This is a genomic window from Ruegeria sp. CDSA241, from assembly GCF_059611265.1.
Window position 1 is genome coordinate 1 of the sequence record NZ_JBXWPF010000028.1, and the last position, 24,941, is coordinate 24,941.

At 57.9% G+C, this 24,941-nt stretch carries 21 protein-coding genes; 17 read left to right on the forward strand and 4 right to left on the reverse strand.

The window, feature by feature from the left end:
- The 9 genes from AC2FJV_RS19310 to AC2FJV_RS19350 form a co-directional block, all read left to right on the forward strand.
- Positions 1 to 1,257 (forward strand): hypothetical protein (locus tag AC2FJV_RS19310; RefSeq protein ID WP_496714404.1); only part of this gene is annotated, 1,257 nt, incomplete at its 5' end.
- Between the two features lie 2 nt (positions 1,258 to 1,259).
- Positions 1,260 to 2,213 carry a site-specific tyrosine recombinase XerD gene (locus AC2FJV_RS19315; RefSeq protein WP_496714405.1) on the forward strand — a complete coding sequence of 318 codons (954 nt, stop codon included), beginning with the start codon at positions 1,260 to 1,262 and terminating at the stop codon, positions 2,211 to 2,213.
- Between the two features lie 63 nt (positions 2,214 to 2,276).
- Entirely contained in the window at positions 2,277 to 3,584 is a 1,308-nt protein-coding gene (locus AC2FJV_RS19320; protein WP_142634257.1) for an HlyC/CorC family transporter, read from the forward strand.
- A gap of 93 nt (positions 3,585 to 3,677) precedes the next feature.
- A complete protein-coding gene (locus AC2FJV_RS19325) occupies positions 3,678 to 6,095 on the forward strand; it encodes a GcvT family protein (RefSeq protein ID WP_496714407.1) in 2,418 nt (805 codons plus the stop codon).
- Positions 6,096 to 6,126: 31 nt separating this feature from the next.
- Complete coding sequence (locus AC2FJV_RS19330) at positions 6,127 to 6,726, forward strand: nucleotidyltransferase family protein (protein WP_496714409.1); 600 nt, start codon at positions 6,127 to 6,129, stop codon at positions 6,724 to 6,726.
- 753 nt (positions 6,727 to 7,479) lie between these two features.
- A complete protein-coding gene (locus AC2FJV_RS19335) occupies positions 7,480 to 8,916 on the forward strand; it encodes a Do family serine endopeptidase (protein ID WP_496714411.1) in 1,437 nt (478 codons plus the stop codon).
- A 183-nt stretch (positions 8,917 to 9,099) separates the two neighbouring features.
- Complete coding sequence (locus AC2FJV_RS19340; protein ID WP_142634264.1) at positions 9,100 to 9,780, forward strand: response regulator transcription factor; 681 nt, start codon at positions 9,100 to 9,102, stop codon at positions 9,778 to 9,780.
- Positions 9,773 to 11,143, forward strand: coding sequence for a sensor histidine kinase (locus tag AC2FJV_RS19345; RefSeq protein WP_282027448.1), 1,371 nt, complete (start codon positions 9,773 to 9,775; stop codon positions 11,141 to 11,143). Before AC2FJV_RS19340 ends, AC2FJV_RS19345 begins: the two co-directional genes overlap by 8 nt.
- A gap of 57 nt (positions 11,144 to 11,200) precedes the next feature.
- Positions 11,201 to 11,548: a TfoX/Sxy family protein gene (locus AC2FJV_RS19350; RefSeq protein WP_496687709.1), complete on the forward strand. Its 348-nt coding sequence runs from the start codon at positions 11,201 to 11,203 to the stop codon at positions 11,546 to 11,548.
- A gap of 54 nt (positions 11,549 to 11,602) precedes the next feature.
- Here the strand turns inward: AC2FJV_RS19350 and ndk are convergent, their stop codons facing one another.
- Together ndk and AC2FJV_RS19360 are read right to left on the reverse strand one after the other, a co-directional pair.
- Positions 11,603 to 12,025 carry a nucleoside-diphosphate kinase gene (ndk, locus tag AC2FJV_RS19355; RefSeq protein ID WP_142634270.1) on the reverse strand — a complete coding sequence of 141 codons (423 nt, stop codon included), beginning with the start codon at positions 12,023 to 12,025 and terminating at the stop codon, positions 11,603 to 11,605.
- 116 nt (positions 12,026 to 12,141) lie between these two features.
- Positions 12,142 to 13,344, reverse strand: coding sequence for a multidrug effflux MFS transporter (locus AC2FJV_RS19360; RefSeq protein WP_271946668.1), 1,203 nt, complete (start codon positions 13,342 to 13,344; stop codon positions 12,142 to 12,144).
- 106 nt (positions 13,345 to 13,450) lie between these two features.
- Here AC2FJV_RS19360 and AC2FJV_RS19365 point away from each other — a divergent pair, with 106 nt between their 5' ends.
- The 7 genes from AC2FJV_RS19365 (at position 13,451) to AC2FJV_RS19395 (ending at position 20,381) form a co-directional block, all read left to right on the forward strand.
- On the forward strand, positions 13,451 to 15,304 hold the full coding sequence (locus tag AC2FJV_RS19365) for an ABC-F family ATP-binding cassette domain-containing protein (RefSeq protein ID WP_281994729.1): 1,854 nt from the start codon (positions 13,451 to 13,453) through the stop codon (positions 15,302 to 15,304).
- Positions 15,301 to 15,921: a MarC family protein gene (locus tag AC2FJV_RS19370; protein ID WP_142634274.1), complete on the forward strand. Its 621-nt coding sequence runs from the start codon at positions 15,301 to 15,303 to the stop codon at positions 15,919 to 15,921. Before AC2FJV_RS19365 ends, AC2FJV_RS19370 begins: the two co-directional genes overlap by 4 nt.
- Positions 15,922 to 15,961: 40 nt before the next feature.
- The gene (locus AC2FJV_RS19375; RefSeq protein WP_142634277.1) at positions 15,962 to 16,543 is read left to right on the forward strand and encodes a retropepsin-like aspartic protease family protein; all 582 of its coding nucleotides are present in this window, start codon (positions 15,962 to 15,964) and stop codon (positions 16,541 to 16,543) included.
- 48 nt (positions 16,544 to 16,591) lie between these two features.
- Positions 16,592 to 17,218, forward strand: a complete 627-nt coding sequence (locus AC2FJV_RS19380) for an ImuA family protein (RefSeq protein ID WP_496687704.1) — start codon at positions 16,592 to 16,594, stop codon at positions 17,216 to 17,218.
- 61 nt (positions 17,219 to 17,279) lie between these two features.
- Complete coding sequence (locus AC2FJV_RS19385; protein WP_271946656.1) at positions 17,280 to 18,494, forward strand: MFS transporter; 1,215 nt, start codon at positions 17,280 to 17,282, stop codon at positions 18,492 to 18,494.
- Complete coding sequence (locus AC2FJV_RS19390) at positions 18,491 to 19,087, forward strand: YceI family protein (RefSeq protein WP_281994730.1); 597 nt, start codon at positions 18,491 to 18,493, stop codon at positions 19,085 to 19,087. Before AC2FJV_RS19385 ends, AC2FJV_RS19390 begins: the two co-directional genes overlap by 4 nt.
- A 70-nt stretch (positions 19,088 to 19,157) precedes the next feature.
- A complete protein-coding gene (locus AC2FJV_RS19395) occupies positions 19,158 to 20,381 on the forward strand; it encodes an MFS transporter (protein ID WP_496687701.1) in 1,224 nt (407 codons plus the stop codon).
- A 33-nt stretch (positions 20,382 to 20,414) separates the two neighbouring features.
- Here AC2FJV_RS19395 and AC2FJV_RS19400 read toward each other — a convergent pair whose 3' ends face one another.
- Together AC2FJV_RS19400 and AC2FJV_RS19405 are read right to left on the reverse strand one after the other, a co-directional pair.
- Positions 20,415 to 22,076, reverse strand: coding sequence for a flotillin family protein (locus AC2FJV_RS19400; protein WP_496714412.1), 1,662 nt, complete (start codon positions 22,074 to 22,076; stop codon positions 20,415 to 20,417).
- A 34-nt stretch (positions 22,077 to 22,110) separates the two neighbouring features.
- Positions 22,111 to 22,866 carry an OB-fold-containig protein gene (locus AC2FJV_RS19405; RefSeq protein ID WP_496693266.1) on the reverse strand — a complete coding sequence of 252 codons (756 nt, stop codon included), beginning with the start codon at positions 22,864 to 22,866 and terminating at the stop codon, positions 22,111 to 22,113.
- A gap of 217 nt (positions 22,867 to 23,083) precedes the next feature.
- Between AC2FJV_RS19405 and metG the strand changes: the two genes are divergently transcribed.
- A complete protein-coding gene (metG, locus tag AC2FJV_RS19410) occupies positions 23,084 to 24,802 on the forward strand; it encodes a methionine--tRNA ligase (protein ID WP_496714414.1) in 1,719 nt (572 codons plus the stop codon).
- Positions 24,803 to 24,941 lie beyond the last annotated feature (139 nt).

Consider the following 24,941-nt stretch of genomic DNA (forward strand, 5'->3'; position numbering starts at 1 on the left):
CTGTCCGAACTGATCGAAAGCGTCCCGGTCAAGTATAACCCAGCAATGCAGCGTTTGCTGTTCACGTTGCTTTTAACCGAAGCTCGGGCACCGACATCCAGTAAAGGGAAAGAGATTTTGCTTTTGGCGCGGCTCGACCGCCTCATGCATCTTGGCGCTGCGGACCCCACGCAATCATTGGTACAGCTGGCAGGCCCGACGAACAGTCTTGACCGATTTCAACGCTGGTTCGACGCCACCCTTCTGACCGGGGATGAAGATCGCAGTTGCACGGCGCTGATTGCTCAGCCGCATTTGTCACGGGACTATGCCGCTCAGATTTTCTGCAAGGCCCGGCGTGGGGATTGGGACTCGGCCGCTCTCACGCTTGAGGCAGCCCATGCCCTACAGGTTCTAGCACCACAAGAGCTGGAGGTTCTGGACAGGTTTCTAAGCCCTGAACTGTACGAAGACGCCGAGTATCTGCCGCAACCGGACGACCCCTCGCCCCTGATGTTCCGCTTGTTCGAAGCTATTGGCGAACGTTTGCCCTCGGCTGCTTTGCCCCGCGTCTTCGCAAATGCGGATCTGCGGGATGTTGCGGGCTGGAAGGCTCAGGTCGAAGCCGCGGAACGGTTGACACGCGTTGGGGCGCTAACGCCAAATCAACTGCTGGGGCTCTATACAGAACGGTCTCCGGCTGCGTCTGGAGCCGTATGGGACCGGGTATCGTCGATACAGCGGTTCGAAAATGCACTTGATTCTGGCAATTCGGCAAAGATCGCCAAAGCTCTGCCGGTGGTTTGGAACCAGATGCGCAATATCGGCCTGGAAGTGCCATTCGCTGAACTTTTCGCCGGGCGCCTCTCTCAGGTCAAACTACAGAAACCCGCGGCCGAGGATCTGCGGTGGCGCATTCTGTTGCTGTCAGATCTATATGAAACAGCGGCGTTGTCGGCTCCGGACAATTCTGAAGAAAGTCAGTTTCTGGCTGCGCTGGCTCAAGGTGATCCGGGGCGCGCGCCCTCCCCTTCGCCGCTGGCGGATGCCATCGCAGAGGGGTTTGCATGGGCGGCGCCGGTGCCAACCGATATCAGCAACATGCTGGACGAAGGCCGCCTCGGTGAGGCGCTTCTGGAGACGATGGTCCTGTTTGCCCATGGATCGCGGGGAAATCTGGTCGACCTGACAGCTGCCATGGCAACCCTGCGCCGGGTCGGTCTAGAAGATACCGCGCGCCGCGCCGCGCTGAACCTGCTGATCCTGCAGGGCAAGTGATCATGACGTCTCCGGGCTCTGACGAAATCTGGATTTCGACCTTTCTGGAAGCACAGGCCGCCGAGTTAGGCGCTGCCCAAAATACGCTTGTTGCCTATGGCCGCGATCTCAAGGATTTTGCGGCCTGGCTGCGGCGCCGGAAAATTGGGTTTGCCGAGGCCGACGCCAAGCAGGTTGAGGATTACCTGATCAGTTGCGACGCACAGGGATTGGCTCAATCCACCCGCGCCCGCCGTTTGTCTGCCATAAAACAGATTTATCGGTTCGCATTCGAGGAAGGCTGGCGTTCGACAAACCCCGCGATCAAGATCAAAGGTCCAGGACGGCCAAAGCGGCTGCCGAAAACTCTGGATGTATCCGAGGTGGACCGGTTATTGATTGCTGCGCGCGAAAGCGGGCGAAACAACATCGAAAAGCTGCGCAATACCTGCCTGATGGAAATCCTGTATGCCACCGGGATGCGTGTCACTGAACTGGTATCGTTGCCGGTGTCATCGGCGCGCGGCGATCCAAGGATGCTCTTGGTATTGGGAAAAGGCGGCAAAGAGCGGATGGTTCCACTGTCCCCTCCGGCTCGACAGGCGCTTTCGGCATGGTTGGCGGCTCGGGATGAGACTGAGGAAAAGCGTGTTACAAAGGGTGGGCAGAGTTCCCGATTTCTTTTTCCCTCACGTGGCAAGGCCGGGCATCTGACACGGCATATGTTCTATCATCTGATCAAGGAACTGGCGGTTCACGGTGGGGTCTCGCCCGAAAAGGTTACACCTCACACCTTGCGTCACGCTTTTGCGACACATCTTCTTGCCAACGGTGCCGATTTGCGATCGATCCAAACATTGCTTGGTCACGCGGATGTGGCGACCACAGAAATCTATACTCATGTCCTGGAAGAACGGCTGGCTGAACTGGTGTTGCAGCATCACCCATTAGCTAAAGATCCAGTTGAAAAGGGCTAACTCCTTGATCCAGTCAAGCCGCGCCCCCATAACAGACGCAGAAACACAAGCAGCTAAGGACCAATGGAACCCTCAACTTCTCTGATCGACGGCACATTCTGGCTTACGTCCGGTGCCATATTGCTATTGCTCTTCTTATCGGGGTTTTTCTCGGGTTCTGAAACGGCTCTGACGGCCTCGTCACGCGGCAAGCTGCGGGCGCAGGCGGACAAAGGGTCGCGCGGGGCGCAGAAGGCGCTGGACATCACCGACGACAACGAACGGCTGATCGGATCGGTTTTGCTGGGCAACAACCTGGTCAACATTCTTGCGGCCTCGTTGGCCACAGCGATGTTCACGCGCCTCTTTGGCGAAAGCGGTGTAGCATTGGCAACCCTGGTCATGACCTTGTTGGTTCTGATCTTTGCTGAAGTTTTGCCCAAGACCTATGCCATAACCAATTCGGAAAAAGCGGCATCCGCCGTTGCTCCGATCATCAGCGTGGTTGTCACCCTATTCTCACCGGTCGTTTCGGCCGTACGCCTATTGGTACGGGGAGTTTTACGCCTGTTCGGTGTACAGATCGACCCGGACAGCAACATTCTGGCCGTGCGCGACGAAATCGTTGGGGCCCTGCATCTGGGCCATTCCGAAGGCGTGGTCGAGAAGGAAGACCGTGACCGTATTCTGGGCGCCTTGGATCTGGGTGAACGTGCGGTTGAAGAGATCATGCTCCATCGTTCGAATATCGAGATGGTTGATGCGGATGACGCTCCCGAGGCGATCCTGAAACAATGCCTTGAAAGCCCCCATACACGCCTGCCTGTCTTTAGGGACGAACCAGAAAACATCGTTGGGGTTGTTCACGCCAAAGACCTGTTCCGCGCTATGTATGCCCATGCAGGAAGCAGCGAACGTGAAAACAACCGATTGAAAGAGTTCGATGTCTCAAAGGTAGCGAACGCCCCTTATTTTGTGCCTGAAACGACCACTCTGGACGATCAGATGCGGGAATTCCTGCGGATGCATAGCCATTTTGCGCTGGTGGTCGACGAATATGGTTCACTCAGGGGTCTAATCACGCTTGAAGATATCCTCGAAGAAATCGTCGGCGAGATTGCTGATGAGTTTGATATTGATGAGGACGTCCCGGTAACGCGAACCGAAGACGGCCAGTACCTTGTTGAAGGCGCCATGACGATCCGCGATGTAAACCGCGCGATGGAATGGTCTTTGCCCGACGAAGAGGCCAATACCGTGGCCGGTCTGGTCATCCACGAAGCGCAGATGATCCCGATCACGGGTCAGGTATTCTCGTTCCACGGTTTCAGATTCGAAGTCGTCGCGCGCGAAGGCAACAGGATCACAGAGCTGAAGATCCGTCCCCTCTGATCCTCTCGCCGCGACAGCCTATGTCGTGAACGGAACAGTATCCCTGGTTCTGCGATTGCAGGCTTTGACTATATCGCAAGGGGAGACTGTGACGTGAAGACAACAACTCAGGTAGCTGTAATCGGTGGCGGCGTTGTCGGGTGTTCGGTTCTTTATCACCTGACCAAGCTGGGCTGGTCGGATGTGATGCTGCTGGAGCGGTCCGAATTGACCAGTGGCTCGACCTGGCACGCGGCGGGTGGTTTCCACACGTTGAACGGCGACACCAATATGGCCGCACTGCAAGGCTATACGATCCGGCTGTATAAAGAGCTGGAAGAGATCACCGGCATGTCCTGTGGCCTGCACCACGTTGGCGGCATAACGTTGGCCGACGACCGCGACCGGTTTGACATGCTCCTGGCCGAACGTGCCAAGCACCGCTTTATGGGGTTAGAGACCGAAATCGTAGGCCCTGAAGAGATAAGGAAAATCGCACCAATCACCAATACCGACGGCATCATCGGCGCGCTCTATGATCCGCTGGACGGGCATCTTGATCCGTCCGGAACCACCCATGCCTATGCCAAAGCGGCGCGGATGGGCGGCGCAACAATCGAAACCCATTGCATGGTGCACGAAACAAATCAGCGCGCCGATGGCACCTGGGATGTGGTCACCAACAAGGGCACGATTCATGCTGAACATGTGGTCAACGCTGGTGGGCTCTGGGCGCGCGAGGTTGGCGCCATGGCCGGTGTCTATTTCCCGCTGCATCCGATGGAACATCAGTACCTGGTCACCGACTCGATCCCCCAGATCGAGGCAATTATCGACGCAGGTGGCGAACATCCCCATGTCATGGATCCCGCCGGCGAAAGCTATCTGCGGCAAGAGGGACGCGGTCTGTGCATCGGCTTTTATGAACAAACCTGCAGGCCCTGGGCTGTCGACGGCACCTCGTGGGATTTCGGTCACGAGCTTCTTCCCGATGATTTCGATAAGATCACCGATAGTATTGAATTCGCCTATCGCCGCTTTCCTGTTCTGGCCGAGGCTGGTGTGAAATCGGTGATCCACGGGCCGTTTACCTTTGCACCGGACGGCAATCCTCTGGTCGGGCCGGTTCCGGGGTTGCGCAACTATTGGTCGGCCTGCGGCGTGATGGCCGGGTTCAGCCAGGGCGGCGGCGTTGGTCTGACACTGGCACAATGGATGATTGAGGGCGAGCCAGAGCGCGACGTCTTTGCGATGGACGTGGCGCGGTTCGGGGATTGGATCAGCCCGGGCTATACCCGTCCAAAGGTCATCGAGAACTATCAGAAGCGGTTCAGCGTCTCTTATCCGAACGAGGAATTGCCGGCAGCCCGCCCAGCCCGCACAACGCCGATGTATGATATCTTTACCGATCTTGGTGCTGTGTGGGGTCAGCAATACGGGCTTGAGGTGCCCAATTACTTCGCCCAGGGGGATGAACCCGGCTATGAAACGCCCTCGTTCCGCCGATCCAACGCATTCGATGCCACCGGGCGCGAAGTTCGGGCCGTGCGATCAGGTGTTGGCATCAACGAAGTGCACAATTTTGGCAAATACCGCATTGCTGGACCTGCTGCCCGCGATTGGCTGGATCGGATCATGGCGGGTCGAATCCCGAAACCGGGCCGCGTGTCGCTAACCCCGATGCTATCACCAAAGGGCAAGCTGATCGGTGATTTTACCGTTTCCTGTCTTGATGAGACCGAGTTCCGTCTGACCGCCTCCTACGGCTCTCAGGCGTTTCACATGCGCTGGTTCCTGCAAAATGCGCAGAATGGCGTGACTGTCGAAAACATCAGCGATCGGCAGAACGGGTTCCAGATCGCAGGCCCAAAAGCCACGCAGGTTCTGGCGGCCTGCACCCGTGATGACCTGAGCGGATTTCGGTTCCTCGATCTGCGCCGCATGACCGTTGGGATGACCGACTGTATCGTCCAGCGCGTCAGCTATACCGGCGATTTGGGGTACGAGGTCTACTGCGATCCCATGGCACAAAGGCAGTTGTGGTGGACATTATGGCAGGCCGGGCAAGAACGCGGCATCGTCCCCTTTGGTATGCGCGCGATGATGAGCCTGCGACTGGACAAATTCTTTGGCTCCTGGATGCGAGAGTTCTCGCCCGATTACACGGCCGCGGAAACCGGTCTGGATCGGTTCATTTCATTCTCTAAGAACGCCGATTTCATTGGCCGCGCAGCTGCCGAGGCTGAAGGCGCCTCTGGCCCTGCCCGTCGACTGGTCGCGTTCGAGGTTGATGCCGAGGACGCTGATGTCAACGCGTATGAGCCGGTTTGGCTGGGCGGAAAGGTCGCCGGGTTTTGCACTTCGGGTGGCTATTCACACTATGCAGGCAAGTCCATTGCCATGGGGTTTCTGCCAACAGACCGCGCTGCGGACGGGCTGGAAGTGGAAATCGAAATACTTGGCCAGTTGTGCAAGGCACGCGTGATCTCAGAACCGTTATTCGACGCCGATGGCGCGCGTATGAGGGGATGACACTGCGTTCATTCGTCTGCATTGTTGGCGCATGACGCAAATACCCATCGTCCTTCTGGCCGCCGGACAATCCCGGCGTATGCGAGGCGCAGATAAGCTGCTGCAAGAAATTGATGGCTGCCCGCTGCTGCTCCGTTCCGCCCAGACAGCACGGGCCGCATCGTCGGTTATTGTTGCCCTGCCGTCCAAGCCTCATCCCAGGTACGACGTGTTGCAGGGGCTGGACCTGCATCTGGTCGAAATCGCAGATGCGGAAGAAGGTATGAATGCCAGCTTACGAGGGGCCCTGTCCGCTGTTGGGCAAGAGGCCGAAGCCGTCATGGTTCTGCTAGCTGACCTGCCTGAAATCACTCTGGATGACCTTCAGACGCTGATCAAGGCAACTAAGGCGTATCCGGATAAGCTGATCTGGCGCGGGTCGACCGCGTCAGGACAGCCTGGCCACCCTGTGATCTTCAGCCGTCTCCTGTTCGATCAGATCAGCCGCCTGACCGGAGACGAAGGCGCACAATCTGTGGTTCGGGACCATCCGGACAAGGTCCATCTATGTGTGCTCCCCGGCCAACATGCCGTGCTGGATCTGGACACGCCCGAAGCATGGGATATCTGGACCAAAAATCGCAACAGTTAAAACGAGTACGGCCCGGTCAATGAAGACCGGGCCGGTTACCCAATTAAGGACTACCACTTTTCACTGATCCTGAAAGCGCGTCCAGAACACACTAGGCATTCCGAATATTCCGCAACCGAACCTAAACAAGACCCCCTCGTTAACATGCCGCTCAGCGCTTCCAGAGACTGTGACAAGCCGTTGGCACCCCCTAGTGCCGCCGACTTCCCTTCGCTTGGGCAAGACCATCGTCACCTATCAGATGCTCTCAAACAACGTAAAATTGGCCTAAACTTGCATTTTCTGATGTATCAGTTTGGTTTTTACGCAACATTTCTCTCAATGTGTTTCTACTATAGGTTGTTCGTCCGAGAAAATCCAAATGCAAGTACACTCCATTTATCACAGACCATATATATAACATGTTCATAATATGATATGTTTCCGGCAAATTCAGCCTATGACATCAAATCTACTCACAACCAATGGCTGTGTCATAAATCCATCAAATTCTGAGCGCTCGCTTTGTTTATCAAACAGATTTAATTCAACCAAAATCATCATTTGACTGCCGAACAGGCAACAATCCACCGATTCTCACCTTATGATTCGGAAGAATTCCGCGAATCTTTGCCACCCGACGCCGGGATAGAGCCTCTCGTTTGTGGCAAAATTAAGATTTATTAACCAACCAATCAGGAAAGTCACAGACTGATGCAGCATCTCTTGATCCAAGGCGCGGCCAGTGTCGCGTGCTTCAATCAGGAGACCAAAATGAGCATCCGTAAATCCTCTCTTCTTATGCCACGCACATCAAACTGGATAGGCGTCTCAGCGCTGAGTGCGGCACTATTGGCGACGACTGCCCTGCCTTCGAAAGCTGACGAAGCGCTGGCTGATTTAGTTGAGAGCGTGTCACCTTCTGTCGTGACCATCATCGCGGAACAAAACGCCGCCAAGGGCCCGGAAAACGGACAGCAGTTTGATTTCGAAGGCCAACCTTTCGGTGAGTTCTTCAAACGCTTTGGCGTGCCTGAAGGGTTCGATGCCCCCCGTCGTGGTCCGTCTCAGGGTTTGGGGTCAGGTTTTATACTGGATGAAGCCGGGTACATCATTACGAACCATCACGTGGTCGACGATGCAGCGACCGTGACCGTGCGCCTCAATGATGACCGAACTTTTGAGGCTGAGGTGATCGGTACCGACCCGTTGACCGATATCGCAGTTCTCAAGATCGACGCGGGCGAGCCACTTCAGGCCGTAGAGCTTGGCAATAGCGATGTAATCCGTGTGGGCGAGGATGTCGTCGCCATCGGGAACCCGTTTGGCCTCAGCTCGACCGTGACGACCGGGATTGTATCGGCCAAGGACCGCAATATTTCGCAGGGACCTTATGCCGAGTTCATCCAGACGGATGCGGCCATCAACAAAGGCAATTCCGGTGGCCCGCTGTTCAACATGGATGGTGAGGTTATCGGCGTGAACTCGGCCATCTATTCCCCGAGCGGTGGGTCGGTCGGGTTAGGTTTTGCCGTCACGTCGAACATTGTGGACCATATTGCTGCGGATCTGCGCGATGATGGCCAAGTCAGCCGCGGTTGGCTGGGTGTGTCAATCCAGAATGTCAGCCCTCAGATCGCTGCGGCGATGGGAATTGATGCCTCAAACGGCGCATTGGTTTCGGACGTTGTTGCCAACAGCCCTGCCGAAGGCATCCTGGAACAGGGCGACGTCATCCTGACCTTTAACGGCGAACCCGTCGCGTCCAGCAGCGACCTGCCGATCCTTGTCGGAACTACCAAGGTTGGAACAGAAAGCACGCTTACAGTTTTACGCAACGGCAGTGAGCAAGACATAAAGTTGACGATCGGACAGCATCAGTCCGCATCGGCCGAAATGGACAAGTCAGTGGATGAAGGCATTTCGGGCACCGCCCTGGGCGTCACCGTTGCACCACTAACAGAAACCAACCGTGCGGAACTGGGCATGGCCGAGAATATTGACGGTGTGATCGTCACGGACCTGAAACCGGACAGCCCTGCAGCCAAAGCCGGTCTTCAGCGTGGCGACGTGATCGTGAAGCTGGGCAACCAGGACACGGCCACTCCTGACGCGCTGAAAGACGCGCTGGACAGTGAAAAAACTGATCCCGCGCTTGTCCTGATCAACCGTGGCGGCAACCAGATCTTTGTTGCGGTGGAAATCGCCTGATCGAACACCTGCGCGCGCCACGTGATGGGGAGATCTGGCGGGCGCCTCTCTGGCATGATTGAATTGTCCGCAATCTGCCGGAGCAGCCGGGTGCGCAACGACGCACCCGGCATCTAAACCGGTCAAATCTTGTACTTTGTTTGAAAAATTGTGTTTAAGTTCCGGTAGAAAGGATTTCAGATCATGAGCCGACGCCTGTTGATCGTTGAAGATGATGAAGACACCCGGGAATTCATAGCAAAAGGGTTCAGCGAGGAAGGATATGTCGTCGAACAGGCCGCGGATGGGCGCGAAGGGCTGTATCACGCCACAGATGGTGGCTTTGACGCCATCGTTCTGGATCGAATGCTGCCCGGTCTAGACGGCCTGTCACTGATCAAATCCATGCGCGCCGCGGGTCTGAAAACTCCGGTTCTGATGTTAACCGCAATGAGCGCGGTCGATGAGAGAGTCAAAGGCCTGAGGGCCGGTGCAGATGATTATCTGGTCAAACCGTTCTCTTTTCAGGAACTGCATGCGCGGATCGAAGCTCTGTTAAGACGCCCGCAGGAATCTGAGGAAAACCCAACCCTGACCTGCCGCGATCTGGATATGGATTTGCTGACCCGCAAAGTCACTCGCAACGGGCGAGAGATTACCCTGACACCGCGTGAATTTCAGATTTTGGAATTCTTCCTGAGACGCAAGAACCGCGTAGTGTCACGCACCATGTTGCTGGAAGGTGTCTGGGATTATCATTTCGACCCGAACACCAATGTGGTTGACGTCCATATCTCGAAACTGCGCCGCCAATTGGATGAAGGCGGAGAGATCCCGTTGATTGAAACAGTCCGGGGCGCAGGTTACATGATATCTGATGGATAACCTACGGCTTTCGTTCAATAATTCCAGAACGCGTTTGGTTCTGGCCAGCATGGTTCTGAGCACATTGCTGACAGCCACCGTGCTGGCCCTTGTCTATGTCACCGCAAATCGCAGTATCGAAAGCGAAACCCGCTCGGTGGTTTCCGCGGAATTGACCGGTCTGGCCGATGAATACGAAAGGCGCGGGCTCATCGGTTTGCTGACAGCCATCGAACGCCGTATTCCCACCGCCTCTGAACGGGATGCCCTCTACTTGTTGACCGACCGCAACGGGACGAAATTGGCTGGCAACCTGAGACAATGGCCCGATGACATCACTGCCGGAAGTGGTTGGGTCCAACTAGAGCTGCGACGCTCGGACAGCGAACAGCTGGTGCCAATCTCGGCTGCATCCATTCGTCTGCCGGGCGGAGAACGCCTGCTTGTCGGGCGGGATGCGCTGGCACGACAGCAGTTTGACCGTGTTCTTTTACGCTCGGTCGGCTTCGCGCTGGCAATCGCGCTGGCGCTGAGCGTCCTGACAGGCTGGCTGTTTACCAGGCTCGTCTTTTCGCGCCTGTCTGACATCGCCTCGACCGCAGAAAATATCGTTTCAGGCGACCTGTCGCGCAGGATGCCCTTGCGCGGGACCGGTGATGAATTCGATCAGGTTTCAGGTACGCTCAATACGATGCTGGACCGGATCGAGGAGTTGGTCAGCAATCTAAGGACAACCTCGAATTCGATCGCGCATGATCTACGCTCTCCTTTGTCGCGGTTGAAACAGCGGGTCGAATCCCTGTCAGATAGCCGCAAATCCGAACAGGATCGCGAAATCGACATCGCGCGCGCGACGACCGAGGTTGATCATGTCCTGCGGGTTCTGGGCCAACTGACTGAGATTTCGCGTGCCGAAGCAGGTGTCGGGCGAGAGCAGTTCGAAGATGTCGACCTTAATCAACTCGTGGCGGACGTGGTCGAGCTCTATGATCCGGTTGCCACGGATCAGGGCGTAACACTTGAAGTTACAGGGTCAACTGCCCCCCTTCCCGGCCACCGCCCCCTTTTGTCTCAGGCACTGTCCAACCTGTTGGAAAATGCTCTGCGATACGCGCCTGATGGTTCGACCATCACGATCAATATTGCGGATGACGGCCGGTACGCTAACCTCAGCGTGCGGGATCGCGGCCCGGGGGTTCCTCAGGACGATCTGGCCCGCCTGCAGATGCCCTTTGTGACGCTTGACCCCGCAAGAACCGAGCGCAATGCAGGTCTTGGGCTGGCTTTGGTTGCGGCGATTTCACATATGCACAAAGGCATGTTCGACGCCCGCAACTGTGACCCGGGGCTTGAGGCCACAATCCGTCTGTCACGCAAACCCTGACCCCCAAGGCAAAAGGATCGGGTGACAGTAATTCTGACACCGGTTAAAACGTCGATTATGTCTGACCCGATCTCAACTATCCGTAATCTCGGCCCGGCCTATGAACAGGCTTGCGCGCGTGCCGGTATCCACTCGGCCCAGCAACTGCGCGAGATAGGCCCCGACGCGGCCTATGCAAAACTCTTGCAGGCAGGATCGCGCCCTCATTTCATCGGCTATTATGTTTTGGTGATGGGGCTGCAAGGCCGCCCCTGGAACGATTGCAAAGGCGAAGAGAAAAAAGCCCTGCGGCAAAGGTTCGACGCAATCAAAGCCAGCAACAGCACTGCGCCGCAAACGAAGATGATCGCCGACTTGGATGCGATCGGCGTCCGGATATCTTCGGACGATTTGAAACCCGCATAGAAAAAGCCGCCCCCGACCCCGGGAGCGGCTTTATAGGCTTGATCTTAAAACAGATTAGCCGACCAGTTCGATGCCCGAGAAGAAATAGGCGATCTCAACCGCTGCGGTTTCCGGTGCGTCTGAACCGTGGACCGAGTTCTCGCCAACCGATTCAGCGAACTCGGCGCGGATGGTGCCGGGGGCCGCATCTGCGGGGTTGGTAGCGCCCATGACTTCGCGGTTCTTGGCAATGGCGCCTTCGCCTTCCAGAACCTGTACAATAACCGGCTCGGACGACATGAATTCGCACAGTTCGTCATAGAACGGGCGCTCGGCATGGACGTCATAGAACTTGCCAGCTTGTGCTTTGGTCATGTGAATGCGCTTTTGCGCTACGATGCGCAGACCGGCCTCTTCAAACTTGGCGTTGATCTTGCCAGTCAGGTTGCGGCGGGTTGCATCGGGTTTGATGATCGAGAATGTGCGTTCCAGTGCCATGTCGGCCTCTCCTTAAAATAGGGCGCGGGGCCCGCGCCGAAATCCATCGCGGGCCGCGTATCATGGTCTGTAGCTTATGAAAAGTGTTATGATGCCCTGCTCCGGCGCTTTGCCGGTCACAATGTGCTGGGCAACGGGTCCAGACTGTCGATCCGACGAACATAGAGCACGGCCAGAAGGCCGATAAAGCTGCACCCGCACATCATGCCAAGCACAAGAAAGGGTCCGTTTTCCGGGCTGACAAAGGCGCCGGTGATCGTGGTCAGAACCGCCCCCAGCGCAACGATCATTGCACCTGACAGGCCCGCCGCGCTGCCTGCCAGTTTGGGACGAACCGACATCACGCCCGACGATGCATTGGCGTTGGTCAGTCCATTGCCGAAACCGACACAGATGGCCGAGCCGAAAAAGACCCAAACCGTACCAAGCCCGACCCAAAACAGAAGCAGCCCGCAAAGCGGCCCTGCCGTGGCCACATTCCGCCCTATCAGGATCATCGTTGTTAACTGCGTCCGCGCCGCCAATCGGCCAGTGACAAAATTCCCGACCATGAACCCGCCGGTGATAATGCCGATCCCAAGACCCAGCATCGCGGGGCTCAGATCAAACCAAGCAGCTGCAACCAACGGTGCACCGGTGATAAAACTGAAAAAACCGCCGATCGAAAATGCCGCGCATAGGGCATAACCCCAAAACCTGCGGGCGCGGAACAGATGCGGATATTCCTTCAGCTGCGCCGCGAATGTTGGGGCGCGGTTTATATTGGTCTCTCCCATATCAAACCACAGCAAAGCCAGCAGACCGGTGCCAAGTAAGGAATACAGAACAAACCCCGAGCGCCAGCCAAACAGCATGTCCAACGCGCCGCCCAACATCGGTCCCAGCATTGGCGCCAATGCCATAGCCATTGCGACATAGCCCAGCTTGCTGGCCGCCTCGTTGGGGGGATAGCGGTCGCGGATTGAGGCGCTGGACAGCACAGACCCGGCGACGACCACAGCCTGAATGAGGCGAAAACCCAGAAACACCCAGATTGACCCAGCCAGCACGCAGCCGATGGATGCGACCACGAAGATCGACATGCAGATCAACAGGACCGGTCTGCGCCCATATCGATCCGACAGAGGACCCATGATCAGTTGCAGCACAGCAGAAACCGCCAGATATCCCGCAACCGCCAGATTCATAAGGCCGTAATCCACCTGAAAGTCCACGCTCATATGCGCCAGCGATGGCAGGAACATATTCAGCGTCAGCACCGACAACGCCGTGGCAAAGACCAGCGTGACCAACGACGGAGGTGTTCGGGCTGTATGCATGATGGAACCGTGTGAAAACTTCAGGCAAAACAGCGCTAACACATTGAATGCCGGTTGAACATGCAAGCTGCTGGCGGCGGCATAACGGCTCTGCTAAGAGCAGCATATGTTACGGATTCAAGACATCACCTATGCCGTTGAAGGCCGCCCTTTGTTCGAGGGCGCAAGCGCAACCATCCCCGATGGCCACAAGGTTGGGCTAGTGGGGCGCAATGGCACCGGCAAGACCACCCTGTTTCGCTTGATCAGGGGGGAACTGGCGCTGGAATCGGGCAGTATCGCTGTCCCGAAACGGGCGCGTATTGGTGGCGTGGCGCAAGAGGTGCCCTCGTCCGATGCCTCACTGATCAATACCGTTCTGGCCGCCGATACCGAGCGCAGCGCGTTGATGACTGAAGCCGATAGTGCCACGGACCCCGGACGCATCGCCGATATTCAGACCCGGCTGGCCGATATAGACGCCTGGTCGGCCGAAGCGCGCGCAGCCTCGATCCTCAAGGGGTTGGGGTTCGATGACGAGGATCAGCTGAAACCCTGTTCGGACTTTTCCGGCGGCTGGCGCATGCGCGTCGCGCTAGCAGCGGTACTGTTCTCGCAGCCTGATCTGTTGCTGCTGGACGAACCGACCAACTATCTGGATCTGGAAGGCGCTCTGTGGCTGGAAAGCTATCTGGCGAAATACCCGCACACGGTGATCATCATCAGCCATGACCGCGGCTTGCTGAACCGCGCTGTGGGGTCGATCCTGCATCTGGAAGACCGCAAGCTGACCTATTACGCGGTGCCTTACGATAAATTTGCGGAACGCCGCGCCGAACGTCTGGCACAGGCGGAATCGGAAAACACCAAGGCCAAGGCGCGCATCGCGCATCTGCAAAGCTTCGTGGATCGCTTTCGCTATAAGGCGTCCAAAGCAGTTCAGGCCCAGTCGCGCCTGAAGATGATCGAACGCATTCAATTGGTCTCGACCCCGCAAGAGGCTGCTCTGCGCGCTTTTTCCTTCCCCGAACCCGAAGAACTGTCGCCCCCGATCATTCAGATCGAAGGCGGTGTGACGGGATACGGCGAGACCGAGGTGCTGCGCAGACTGAACCTGCGCATTGATCAGGATGACCGTATCGCGCTGCTGGGCAAGAACGGTCAGGGCAAATCGACCCTGTCCAAGCTGCTGTCTGATCGTCTGCCGTTGATGGCTGGCAAGATGAGCCGCAGCACCAAGCTGCGCATCGGCTATTTTGCGCAGCATCAGGTGGATGAGCTGCATGTGGACGAGACGCCCTTGGATCATCTGCGCCGATTGCGCCCGAATGAAGCACCGGGCAAGTGGCGCTCGCGCTTGGCCGGGTTCGGATTGAATGCCGATCAGGCAGAAACCAAGGTCGGGCGGCTGTCCGGCGGTCAAAAGGCGCGCCTGTCGCTGCTGCTGGCCACCATCGACGCCCCGCATATGCTGATTCTGGACGAACCGACCAACCATCTGGACATCGAAAGCCGCGAGGCGCTGGTTGAGGCATTGACCGCCTATTCCGGGGCCGTAGTGCTGGTCAGTCATGACATGCACCTACTGTCGCTGGTGGCGGACCACCTCTGGCTGGTCTCGGACGGATCCGTCAAACAGTTTGACGGGGATCTGGAATCTTATCGGTCCCTACTGCTGGGCCGCGACAAACCTGTTAAGGAAAAGCCGCTGACGGCCAAGCCCAAACGCCCATCGCGCGAGGCGGTTCTGAACTTGCGCGCCGATCTGCGCAAATGCGAGGAACGGATCGAGAAATTGACGGATATGCACGAAAAGCTCTCGGCCAAACTGGCGGACCCCAGTTTGTATGAAGACGACAAGATCAACGACTTGGCAACCTGGAACCGGAAATTTGCCGAGGTGGTCGAGGCCATGCAAAAAGCCGAGGCGCTTTGGGTGGTTGCAGCAGAGCGGCTGGAACAGGCAGAGACCGCAGCATGATGGATACAGCCTTTCTCATCACCTCGTTTACAACATTGCTTGTGGTCATTGATCCGCCAGCACAAACGCCGATCTTTGTGGCCCTGACACAAGGCATGGATCGGCATGCGCGTTATACAATAGCGGTGCGCGCCTGTCTGACGGCGGCTGGGATTCTGGCCATGTTCGCCGCATTCGGCGAGGCGGTTCTGGGCTTTATTGGCATCTCGATGGAGGCGTTCCGCGTTGCGGGCGGCGTTCTGTTGTTCCTCACAGCGCTGGACATGCTGTTCGAACGGCGCACCAAGCGGCGCGAAAACAGCGCCGAAGAAGAAGAGCATCCTGATCCTTCGGTATTTCCGTTGGGTATTCCCCTGATTGCAGGACCCGGCGCGATTGCCACAATGATCCTGCTGGCCGGGCAGCATCCGGGCATAGAGGGTCTGGCCGTAGTGATCGGCATGATGCTGATCGTAGTGGCGATGGTGTTCGTCACCTACCTGTCTTCAGGCGCGGTGGCACGAATTCTGGGCAAGACCGGGCTGAATGTGCTGACCCGCCTGCTGGGCATGCTGCTGGCGGCCTTGTCAGTTCAGTTTATCTTGGATGGGCTAAAAGCCTTTGGATTTGCGTCATAAATCCCCATATTGGATTCGAGTGACTCAGTAAGGTAGCGGTATGGACGGCGACAGCATTGCAAATCTGGCCTATCTTGGATTGCTGGGCGCAGCGGTCGTGGCCTGGTTTATCTCTCAGAACCGGCAAAGCCTGAACAAAACGTTGCAACAGGCTCTGGCCTGGGTGTTTATTTTTATCGGCATCATTGCCGCCTATGGACTATGGGGCGATATCCGCAGCACTGTGGGCCCTGCCCCGCAGATGACCGTGACCGGCGAAAGCATCGAAGTGCCGCGCGCTTATGACGGGCATTACTATCTACCGGTTCTGGTCAACGGAGAACCCATCACCTTTTTGGTCGATACCGGCGCCAGCCAGATTGTGTTGAACGAGGCGGATGCCAGACGCATCGGTGTTGACCCCGATCAGCTGAACTATTTCGGGCGGGCCCTAACGGCCAATGGCGAGGTGCGCACCGCCCCGATACGGCTGGACAGCCTTGAACTGGGGCCGATCACGGATCGCAATGTCTCGGCCTGGGTGAATGAAGGTGCGCTGGATCAGTCCTTGCTGGGCATGGATTACCTGCACCGGTTCTCGAATATTCAATTCGCGGATGGGCGTCTGATCCTGTCGCGCTGATGCCCTCTCGATATTGAGAACATAATAAGAACATGCTAGAGTAATAGCATGTCCACACATCTTCTTGGCCGCAAACCCGCACGACAAATGGCAGGGCTGAATCTCCATCCGCAGATCACCCTGCAACTGGCCCGCGTGCACGAGGCCTGCGGCCCCGCCCGGCGCAGCTTTGCCATGTGGCTGGCCGGTCAGGCACAGGGGCCGGTGTTGTGGATTTCCCCCGCGTGGGAGGCCAGCCAGTTGCACCCAGGCGGGATGATGGCCTTTGCCGATCCTGCTCGGTTCCTGTTTGCCCGCCCCAACCATGCCGAGGATCTGCTGTGGTGCATGGAAGAAGCGTTGCGCAGCGGGGCAACCCCACTGGTGATCTGCGATCTGCCCGAGGCGCCCGGCCTGACGTCGGTCCGACGGATGCATCTGGCCGCGGAACAAGGCGGCACGATGGGGCCAGCCCCGCTGGGCCTGCTACTGACCCCTGGCGATGGCGGCGCACAGGGGGTTGAAACCCGCTGGCACATGGCTGCGGATCATCACGCCGGGGTTCCCTGCTGGACCCTGACCCGCCGTCGCGCCCGCGCCCTGCCCCCGGTCAGCTGGCAGGCCACCCAGACCAAGCCTCATGCCGGGCTGAACCTGACGCGGATCAAAGCCCAAGATGTGTATTGGGGGGAATAAGTTACGCGGCTCACGGCACTTGTGACTAGCCAAGTGCCACATCCAACCCTAGCGTTCCGGTATGAGCCATCCAATCCATGACAGCCGCTATTCTTGGCTTCGCCTTCTGATCACCCTCGCAATCGCTACGGTGGCGAATGTGGGCATGTGGGCGGTAATCGTCGTGATGCCCGCGATCGAGGCGCAATTCAGCGCCGGTCGGGCCGAAGCCTCATTTCCCTATGTCTTGTCGATGATCGGGTTTGCACTGGGGAACATGTGGCTGGGACAACTGGTTGATCGGTTAGGCGTGACCAAGGCACTGATCGGTGCCGCCCTTCTGAGCGCGGTCAGCTATCTGTTGGCAACATGGGCGCCGAATATGCTGCTCTTGTCACTGGCCCATCTGCTGTTGGGGTTGGGCACGGCTGTTGGTTTTGGCCCTCTGATCGCGGATATCTCACACTGGTTCATGAAACGCCGCGGGATTGCGGTGGCGTTGGTTGCCAGCGGAAACTACCTGTCCGGGGCGATCTGGCCAACGCTTCTGTCAGGCATCCTTGCACGTGAGGGATGGCAGCAGGTCTATCTGACGCTGGCGGTCATAACGCTGCTCGTTGTCATCCCCCTGTCTCTGCTGTTGCGCCGGCAAGTCCCGATCGAGGCCCATCAAACCGCCGCCGCCAATGCGCAGATCAACGCGCGCAGCGTGGGAATATCGCCGCGCAGCTTGCAATACGTTCTTGGTCTGGCCGGAATCGGCTGTTGCGTGGCCATGTCGATGCCGCAGGTCCATATCGTGTCCTACTGCGTCGGGCTCGGATATGGCCCGGCGGTCGGGGCCGAGATGCTCTCGCTGATGTTGCTGGGCGGCGTGGTCAGCCGAGTGATCTCGGGGTTGGTCGCCGACAAGCTAGGCGGGTTGATGACATTGCTGGTCGGCTCTTTCCTGCAATGTATCGCCCTATTTCTGTTCCTGCCCTATGACGGGATGGCCTCACTTTACATTATCAGCCTCATGTTCGGTCTGGCGCAGGGCGGCATTGTCCCCAGCTATGCGCTGGTCGTACGTGAATATATGCCCCCACAAGAGGCCGGAGCACGCGTTGGCTTTGTCATGATGATGACCATCATGGGCATGGCACTGGGCGGATGGATGTCCGGGTGGATTTACGACTTAACCGGAAATTATCAACTGGCCTTTATTAATGGCATCCTCTGGAACGGGCTGAACATCGTTATCCTGCTGATGTTGCTAAGGCGATCGCGGCCCCGCAGGCAGGAGGTCATGATATGACCCAACTGACAAGGCGCGCTGTACTGTCCGGGTTGACCGCCCTGCCATTTGCGCACCCGGCTCTGGCCGGGTTGCGTCCCTATGAACTGGTCCGCAATGGCACTTCAGTAGATTTTACGTTCGAGCTGTCCGGAATCACACAGTCCGGAACCATGCCGATACGATCTGCAGATATCCGAATTGACATGACCGACCTGGCCAACAGCCGGGTGGATGTTTCGCTGAACGTTGCCAAGGCGCGAACCAACCTGCCCTTTGCCCGCAAACCCATGCTCAGCGCTGGGGTTCTGGACGCCACAGGATTTCCCACAATTCATTTCACCTCGACCGATATTCAGCTTGGCAACGGTGGACGTATCTCGAACGGGGCCGAGATCACAGGAGATCTGACCTTGCGTGGTGTAACGCGACCAATCACATTGCGCGCCAATATTTTTCGCCCGCCCGGCAGCGCCCGAGACAACTTGAATAACCTCTCCATCCAACTCAGCGGTTCACTGAACCGTCACGAATTTGGCGCCTCGGGTTATTCCGACCTCGTAAAGGAAACTGTTGGCCTTGATATCCGGGCCAAGATCAAAAAGACTGGATAGATCAAAAACGACGCCACAAAGTCGATAAGCCGCGCGCACCGCGCTGGAAATATCGCAATCTGAGCCCATCATGCGCACGATCATTTCCTTTGCCGCCCTATTTCTTTCCGTCATTCTGCTTCAACTGTCCACCGGTGGCGTTGGCCCGCTGGATGCGATTTCCGGCCTGACCCTGAATTTCACCACTGGGCAGATTGGTCTGTTGGGCTCGGCTCATTTCGTTGGCTTCTTTGTGGGATGCTGGTGGGCCCCGCGCCTGATGGGAAGCGTCGGCCATTCGCGGGCATTTGCCGTTTGCACAGCTTTGGGCGCAATGGGGTTGCTGGGGCACACCCTGACGGACAACGCTTATATCTGGGCGGCCCTTCGGATCGCGTCAGGCGCCTGTGTCGCCGGGTGCTACACAGTGATCGAGGCCTGGCTGAACGCAAAGGTCACGAATGAGACGCGCGGGCGCGCCATGGGCACCTATCGCATCGTCGATATGGGCGCGTCCCTCTGCGCCCAGCTGATCATCGCAGTTCTGCCGCCAGCATCATATGTCTCGTATAACTTGCTGGCGATCCTGTGCTGCGCTGCCCTGTTGCCGCTAACACTGACGCGCGCCAGCCAGCCCGAAACGCCCGACGCCCCGCGGCTGCGCCCGAAACTGGCCTGGAACAGCTCTCCTCTGGCGGTGGCCGGGGTGGTGGTTGCCGCTTTAAGCTCGGCGTCCTTTCGGATGGTCGGCCCTGTTTACGGGCAAGAGGTCGGGCTTGGCGTCGATCAGATCGCGTTTTTCCTGGCGTCTTTCGTGCTGGGCGGCGCGTTGGCGCAATATCCGATGGGATGGCTGGCCGATAAATACGACAGGCGCTGGGTACTGATCTGGCTTTCGGTAGCCGCCGTCCTAAGCTGCGGTGTGACCATGGCCGCCAGCAACACCGGGACCGTCGGCGTCATGCTGGCCGCGTGTTTGTTCGGCTTTACGACCTTCCCGATTTTCTCGGTTTCATCCGCGCACGCCAATGACTTTGCCACAACCGAACAACGGGTCGAGCTCTCTGCCGCGCTGATGTTCTGGTATGCGCTGGGTGCGATTGCCTCGCCTTATGTGTCATCCACCTTGATCCAATCCTTTGGACCCGGCGCGCTTTTTGCCTTTGTAGCGCTTGGCCACGTGTTCCTAATCATCTTTGGTCTGGCGCGGATGCGGTCTCGACCGACACCCGAGGAACGCACCAGTTATGTCTATTCACCGCGGACCTCGTTTACCATCGGACGCTTGCTGAAACGTTCGCGCGAGGGGCGATAGAAATAGGGCCGGGAATATCCCGGCCCATTCGCTTTAGTGTTCGGTCCGTAGTTCCTTGTCGACCTCTTCCACCGGATCAACAGTCGGTTCGAGCGCGCCGTTGACGATACCGCCTACACCGTTCTCCATCGACAGGCCCAGCTCTTCGCCCAGCTTTTTCAGCGCGGGCATCTGCACGGCCATGCCCATGATCGAATCCAGCGCCTGGTTCACCACCGGCTTGTCGCCATTGGCGCCTCCGCCACCACCGGCGGCACCGATCCCGCCAACCTGATGGATCTTGATCGAGTCGATCTTTTCGGCAGGTTTGACCATTTCCGCAATGATCGTCGGCATCGCCTCAATCCGGGCCAGATCAACCTTCAGACGGATCTGATCAACGGACAGGGCATTGTCAGCCTCGACAATCGCGCGCTTACCTTCCGCTTCGGCCAGCATGTCGTTCTTCTTGGCCTCGGCGCGGATGTTCAGCGCATCCGCTTCGGCTTGCGCCTCTTCGCGGCGCGCCTCAGCACGGTCAGCGGCGGCCTCTTTCTCGGCCTGGGCGGCCAGACGGATGGCTGTGGCCTGACGTTCCGCCTCACGCGTCGCTTCGATCAGAACGATCTGCTTCTGACGCTCGGCCTCGGCCACCTGACGGGCGGTTGCCACCGCTTCGGTCGCTTTGGTCGCCTCGGCGCGGGCCAGATCGGCAGACGCACGGGCGCGGCTTTCCTCTTCGGATTTCTGCGCGATGATGATCTGACGCTCTTGCTCGGCAACCTCCAGCTCGCGCTCTTTCGAGATCTCGGCCTCACGGATTTTACGCTCGCGTTCAATGTCAGCCGCTCGAATTGCTTCCTCGCGCGCAATCCGGGCACGCTCGGTTTCACGTACAGAATCCTCGGTCCGCGCGGCGATCTCGGCCTCTTGCGCCACGCGCAGGGTTTCGATCTGTTGCGTCTGTTCGATGCGCGCCTGCTCTTCGTCCTTGTCGATCAACAGCTTCTGACGCTGAGCTTCCATCGCTGCACGGCGCACTTCCACCTCGGCATCCGCATCAATCTGCGCGCGCTCTTTTTTCGAGGTCGCAATCACCTCGGCCAGCTTGCGCATACCCACGGCGTTAAAGGCGTTGTTTTCATCAAGTGCTTCGAACGGGGTCTGGTCCAGCGCGGTCAGCGAGACCGATTCCAGCGACAGGCCGTTTTTCAAAAGGTCTTCGGAGACCGCATTCTGCACCTCTTGCACAAAGTCAGCGCGGTTTTCGTGCAGACCGTCCATGGTCATCTGCGCGGCCACGGCGCGCAGACCGTCGATCAATTTGCCTTCGATCATTTCCCGCAGCTGTTCGACGTCGAATGTACGGTCGCCCAGGGTTTGGGCCGCGCGTGCGATGCCCTCTTCGGTGGCCATGACCGAGACATAGAACTCGACCCCCACGTCAACACGCATCCGGTCTTTGGTGATCAAAGCGGCCTCGGCGCTGCGCTGCACCTCAAGACGCAGGGTCTTCATGTTGACGGGGCTGACCTCATGCAACAGCGGCACGACGATGACGCCACCATCCATGATGACTTTCTTACCACCAGCACCGGTTTTTACCAGGCTCACCTCGCGGGTTGCGCGGCGGTAGAGTCGGGCCAGTACAAGGCCGATGAACATAACGACCGCTAAAATGGTCACAACTGTGACGGCTAGGAATGTAAGTTCCATGCAAATTCCTCCGAGATTGGGGTTTGAAATTTAGTTAGTTTGACAAGCCGACCAGAACGAACCGGTCTTGCCGTCGGTCGCGCAGGACAAGCACTTCAGTGCCTTGTTCCAGCGTATCCTTGTCCTGCAGGGGCTCAGCGCGCAGGTAATGCGCATTGCCAAAGCGATCCATGACCCGCACTTCGGCCGGGCGGCCACGCGATGCTGTCCCTTGCGAGATGAAACCGCGACGGCGGGCCAACATCCGTTCGGACATAGCCTCGGTCTCGGTCTTCGGCAGCAGGCGGGCAAAGACCGCGCTAAAGCCACGCGCAAACCAGATGCCTAAGGCCCCAGCCGGGATCGCAGCCATCCATGAGGGCAGATCAAAGCCCATCACATCACGCAGGCCCAGCTGCAGGCCGATGCCAGACAGGCCGAAACCAGCCAGCAGAACCACCAGCCAGATCATGAACGGCACTTTGCCAAAGCCCAGCCAGCTTGCAGGACCGTCCGAGGTCACAACCGGCGTTTCCGCCGCAACCTCGGCCAGCTCGAACTCACCCAGATCGACATCCGCATCCAGATCAAGTTCGAAATCACCGATGTCCAATTCCGGAGCGTCAACCAGATCAAGGTCAACGTCGCCCTCGCCCGCCATCAGGCTTCCACCCAGCATCAGCGCCACCAGTTCAAGCCCCAAAAGGCCAAACAACAGAGCAATCGCGATGGTAAAGGGCACAAATGCACCCTCGAGTAGAAAGCTGAACATCAGTGGGCTGACTCCATTATTGTATACTATGGTATGCATTAAATATGGGGAGTCATGACAAAGTTTCAAGAGGTTGTGATTCTATATTTCAACCTATGGGTAATTGACACGATGCCTTTGGAGCAGTCGTGAAATCAGTTTTCAGGGGTTTTTTCCGTGCACGGGACCCGAAAGTTGCATCCGTGCAAAAGCCGGGCTTTTGCTGGGCTGTGACATAAGATAGACGGGCCTGCAGTTACATACGCGGAAACGGAACATGGCTCGGATTCTCATCACCTCGGCGATCCCCTACATCAACGGGATCAAGCACCTCGGCAATCTGATCGGCTCGCAACTGCCCGCCGACCTGTATGCGCGGTATCAGCGCGGCCGGGGGAATGAGGTCATGTTTCTCTGCGCCACCGACGAACACGGCACCCCCGCCGAGCTGGCCGCCGCCAAGGCAGGCAAGCCGGTCGCTGATTACTGTGCCGAGATGCATGGTGTGCAGGCCGATATCGCACAGCGCTTTGGCCTGAGCTTTGATCACTTTGGCCGCTCATCCAGCCCCCAGAACAAGATGCTGACCCAGCATTTCGCAGGCAAATTGGATGACGCCGGGTTGATCCGCGAGGTGAGCGAGAAACAGGTCTATTCCCACGCCGATGGGCGCTTTCTTCCTGACCGCTATATTGAAGGCACCTGCCCCAACTGCGGGTACGACCGTGCGCGCGGTGATCAGTGCGAAAACTGTACCAAACAGCTGGACCCGACCGACCTGATCGAGCCGCGCTCGGCCATTTCCGGTTCGACCGACCTTGAGGTGCGCGAAACCAAGCACCTGTATTTGCGCCAGTCATCAATGAAGGATCAACTAAACGCCTGGATCGACTCCAAGACCGATTGGCCGATCCTGACCACCTCCATCGCCAAGAAATGGTTACATGACGGCGACGGCCTGCAAGACCGTGGCATTACCCGCGATCTGGACTGGGGCGTGCCGGTCAAGAAAGGCGATCAGGACTGGCCCGGCATGGAGGGCAAGGTCTTTTACGTCTGGTTCGACGCGCCGATCGAATACATCGCCTGCGCCAAGGAGTGGGCTGATGCGACCGGCAAGCCGGATGCCGAGTGGGAGCGCTGGTGGCGCACTGACAAAGGTGCCGATGACGTGCGCTATATTCAATTCATGGGTAAGGACAACGTGCCTTTCCATACCCTGTCCTTCCCGGCGACCATTCTAGGTTCGGGTGAGCCGTGGAAGATGGTCGACCATCTGAAATCCTTCAACTACCTGAACTATGACGGCGGCCAGTTCTCGACCAGCCAAGGTCGCGGCGTGTTCATGGACCAGGCGCTGGACATCCTGCCTGCCGATTACTGGCGCTGGTGGCTGCTGAGCCATGCGCCCGAAAGCAGCGATAGCGAATTCATCTGGGAGAACTTCCAGCAATCGGTGAACAAGGATCTGGCCGATGTGTTGGGCAACTTCGTCAGCCGGATCACCAAGTTCTGCCGCTCAAAATTCGGCGAGGCGGTGCCCCAAGGCGGCACCTATGGCGACCGCGAGCAGGCCCTGATCGAAGAGCTGACCCGCCGCGTCCGCGCCTATGAAGGGTTCATGGAGGCAATGGAAGTTCGCAAATCCGCCCAGGAATTGCGCGCCATCTGGGTTGCCGGGAACGAGTATCTTCAATCCGCGGCACCCTGGTCGACCTTCAAGGAAGATCCCGAACAGGCCGCGGTACAGGTGCGTCTGGGTCTGAACTTGATCCGGCTCTATGCCGTGCTCAGTGCGCCGTTCATTCCCGAAACCACCGCCCGTATGCTGAGCGCGATGAACACGATGGATACCGCCTGGCCTGACGATGTTGCGGCGGCCCTGTCCGCCCTGCCCGCAGGCCACGACTTTGCCGTTCCCGATGTTCTGTTCGCCAAGATCACCGACGAACAGCGCGAAGACTGGCAGGACCGTTTTGCAGGTGTCCGCACCTAAGACACCCGACCGGGAAAAGAATACAGGGGGCTTAACGGCCCCCTTTTTTCATTTTGCGTTTGATCCAGATTGCCGGAAACGACCTTGCCAGATCAGGGAACTAGCCCTGGCCGATTTGCGTAAACCTGCCGCCCTACAG

Bases quoted from the DNA above. Each gene is read 5' to 3' on its own strand.
- AC2FJV_RS19315 (WP_496714405.1), top strand. From the start codon at position 1,260: ATGACGTCTCCGGGCTCTGACGAAATCTGGATTTCGACCTTTCTGGAA.
- AC2FJV_RS19320 (WP_142634257.1), top strand. From the start codon at position 2,277: ATGGAACCCTCAACTTCTCTGATCGACGGCACATTCTGGCTTACGTCC.
- AC2FJV_RS19330 (WP_496714409.1), top strand. From the start codon at position 6,127: ATGACGCAAATACCCATCGTCCTTCTGGCCGCCGGACAATCCCGGCGT.
- AC2FJV_RS19335 (WP_496714411.1), top strand. From the start codon at position 7,480: ATGAGCATCCGTAAATCCTCTCTTCTTATGCCACGCACATCAAACTGG.
- AC2FJV_RS19340 (WP_142634264.1), top strand. From the start codon at position 9,100: ATGAGCCGACGCCTGTTGATCGTTGAAGATGATGAAGACACCCGGGAA.
- AC2FJV_RS19345 (WP_282027448.1), top strand. From the start codon at position 9,773: ATGGATAACCTACGGCTTTCGTTCAATAATTCCAGAACGCGTTTGGTT.
- AC2FJV_RS19350 (WP_496687709.1), top strand. From the start codon at position 11,201: ATGTCTGACCCGATCTCAACTATCCGTAATCTCGGCCCGGCCTATGAA.
- ndk (WP_142634270.1), bottom strand. From the start codon at position 12,025: ATGGCACTGGAACGCACATTCTCGATCATCAAACCCGATGCAACCCGC.
- AC2FJV_RS19360 (WP_271946668.1), bottom strand. From the start codon at position 13,344: ATGCATACAGCCCGAACACCTCCGTCGTTGGTCACGCTGGTCTTTGCC.
- AC2FJV_RS19365 (WP_281994729.1), top strand. From the start codon at position 13,451: ATGTTACGGATTCAAGACATCACCTATGCCGTTGAAGGCCGCCCTTTG.
- AC2FJV_RS19370 (WP_142634274.1), top strand. From the start codon at position 15,301: ATGATGGATACAGCCTTTCTCATCACCTCGTTTACAACATTGCTTGTG.
- AC2FJV_RS19375 (WP_142634277.1), top strand. From the start codon at position 15,962: ATGGACGGCGACAGCATTGCAAATCTGGCCTATCTTGGATTGCTGGGC.
- AC2FJV_RS19380 (WP_496687704.1), top strand. From the start codon at position 16,592: ATGTCCACACATCTTCTTGGCCGCAAACCCGCACGACAAATGGCAGGG.
- AC2FJV_RS19385 (WP_271946656.1), top strand. From the start codon at position 17,280: ATGAGCCATCCAATCCATGACAGCCGCTATTCTTGGCTTCGCCTTCTG.
- AC2FJV_RS19390 (WP_281994730.1), top strand. From the start codon at position 18,491: ATGACCCAACTGACAAGGCGCGCTGTACTGTCCGGGTTGACCGCCCTG.
- AC2FJV_RS19395 (WP_496687701.1), top strand. From the start codon at position 19,158: ATGCGCACGATCATTTCCTTTGCCGCCCTATTTCTTTCCGTCATTCTG.
- AC2FJV_RS19400 (WP_496714412.1), bottom strand. From the start codon at position 22,076: ATGGAACTTACATTCCTAGCCGTCACAGTTGTGACCATTTTAGCGGTC.
- AC2FJV_RS19405 (WP_496693266.1), bottom strand. From the start codon at position 22,866: ATGCATACCATAGTATACAATAATGGAGTCAGCCCACTGATGTTCAGC.
- metG (WP_496714414.1), top strand. From the start codon at position 23,084: ATGGCTCGGATTCTCATCACCTCGGCGATCCCCTACATCAACGGGATC.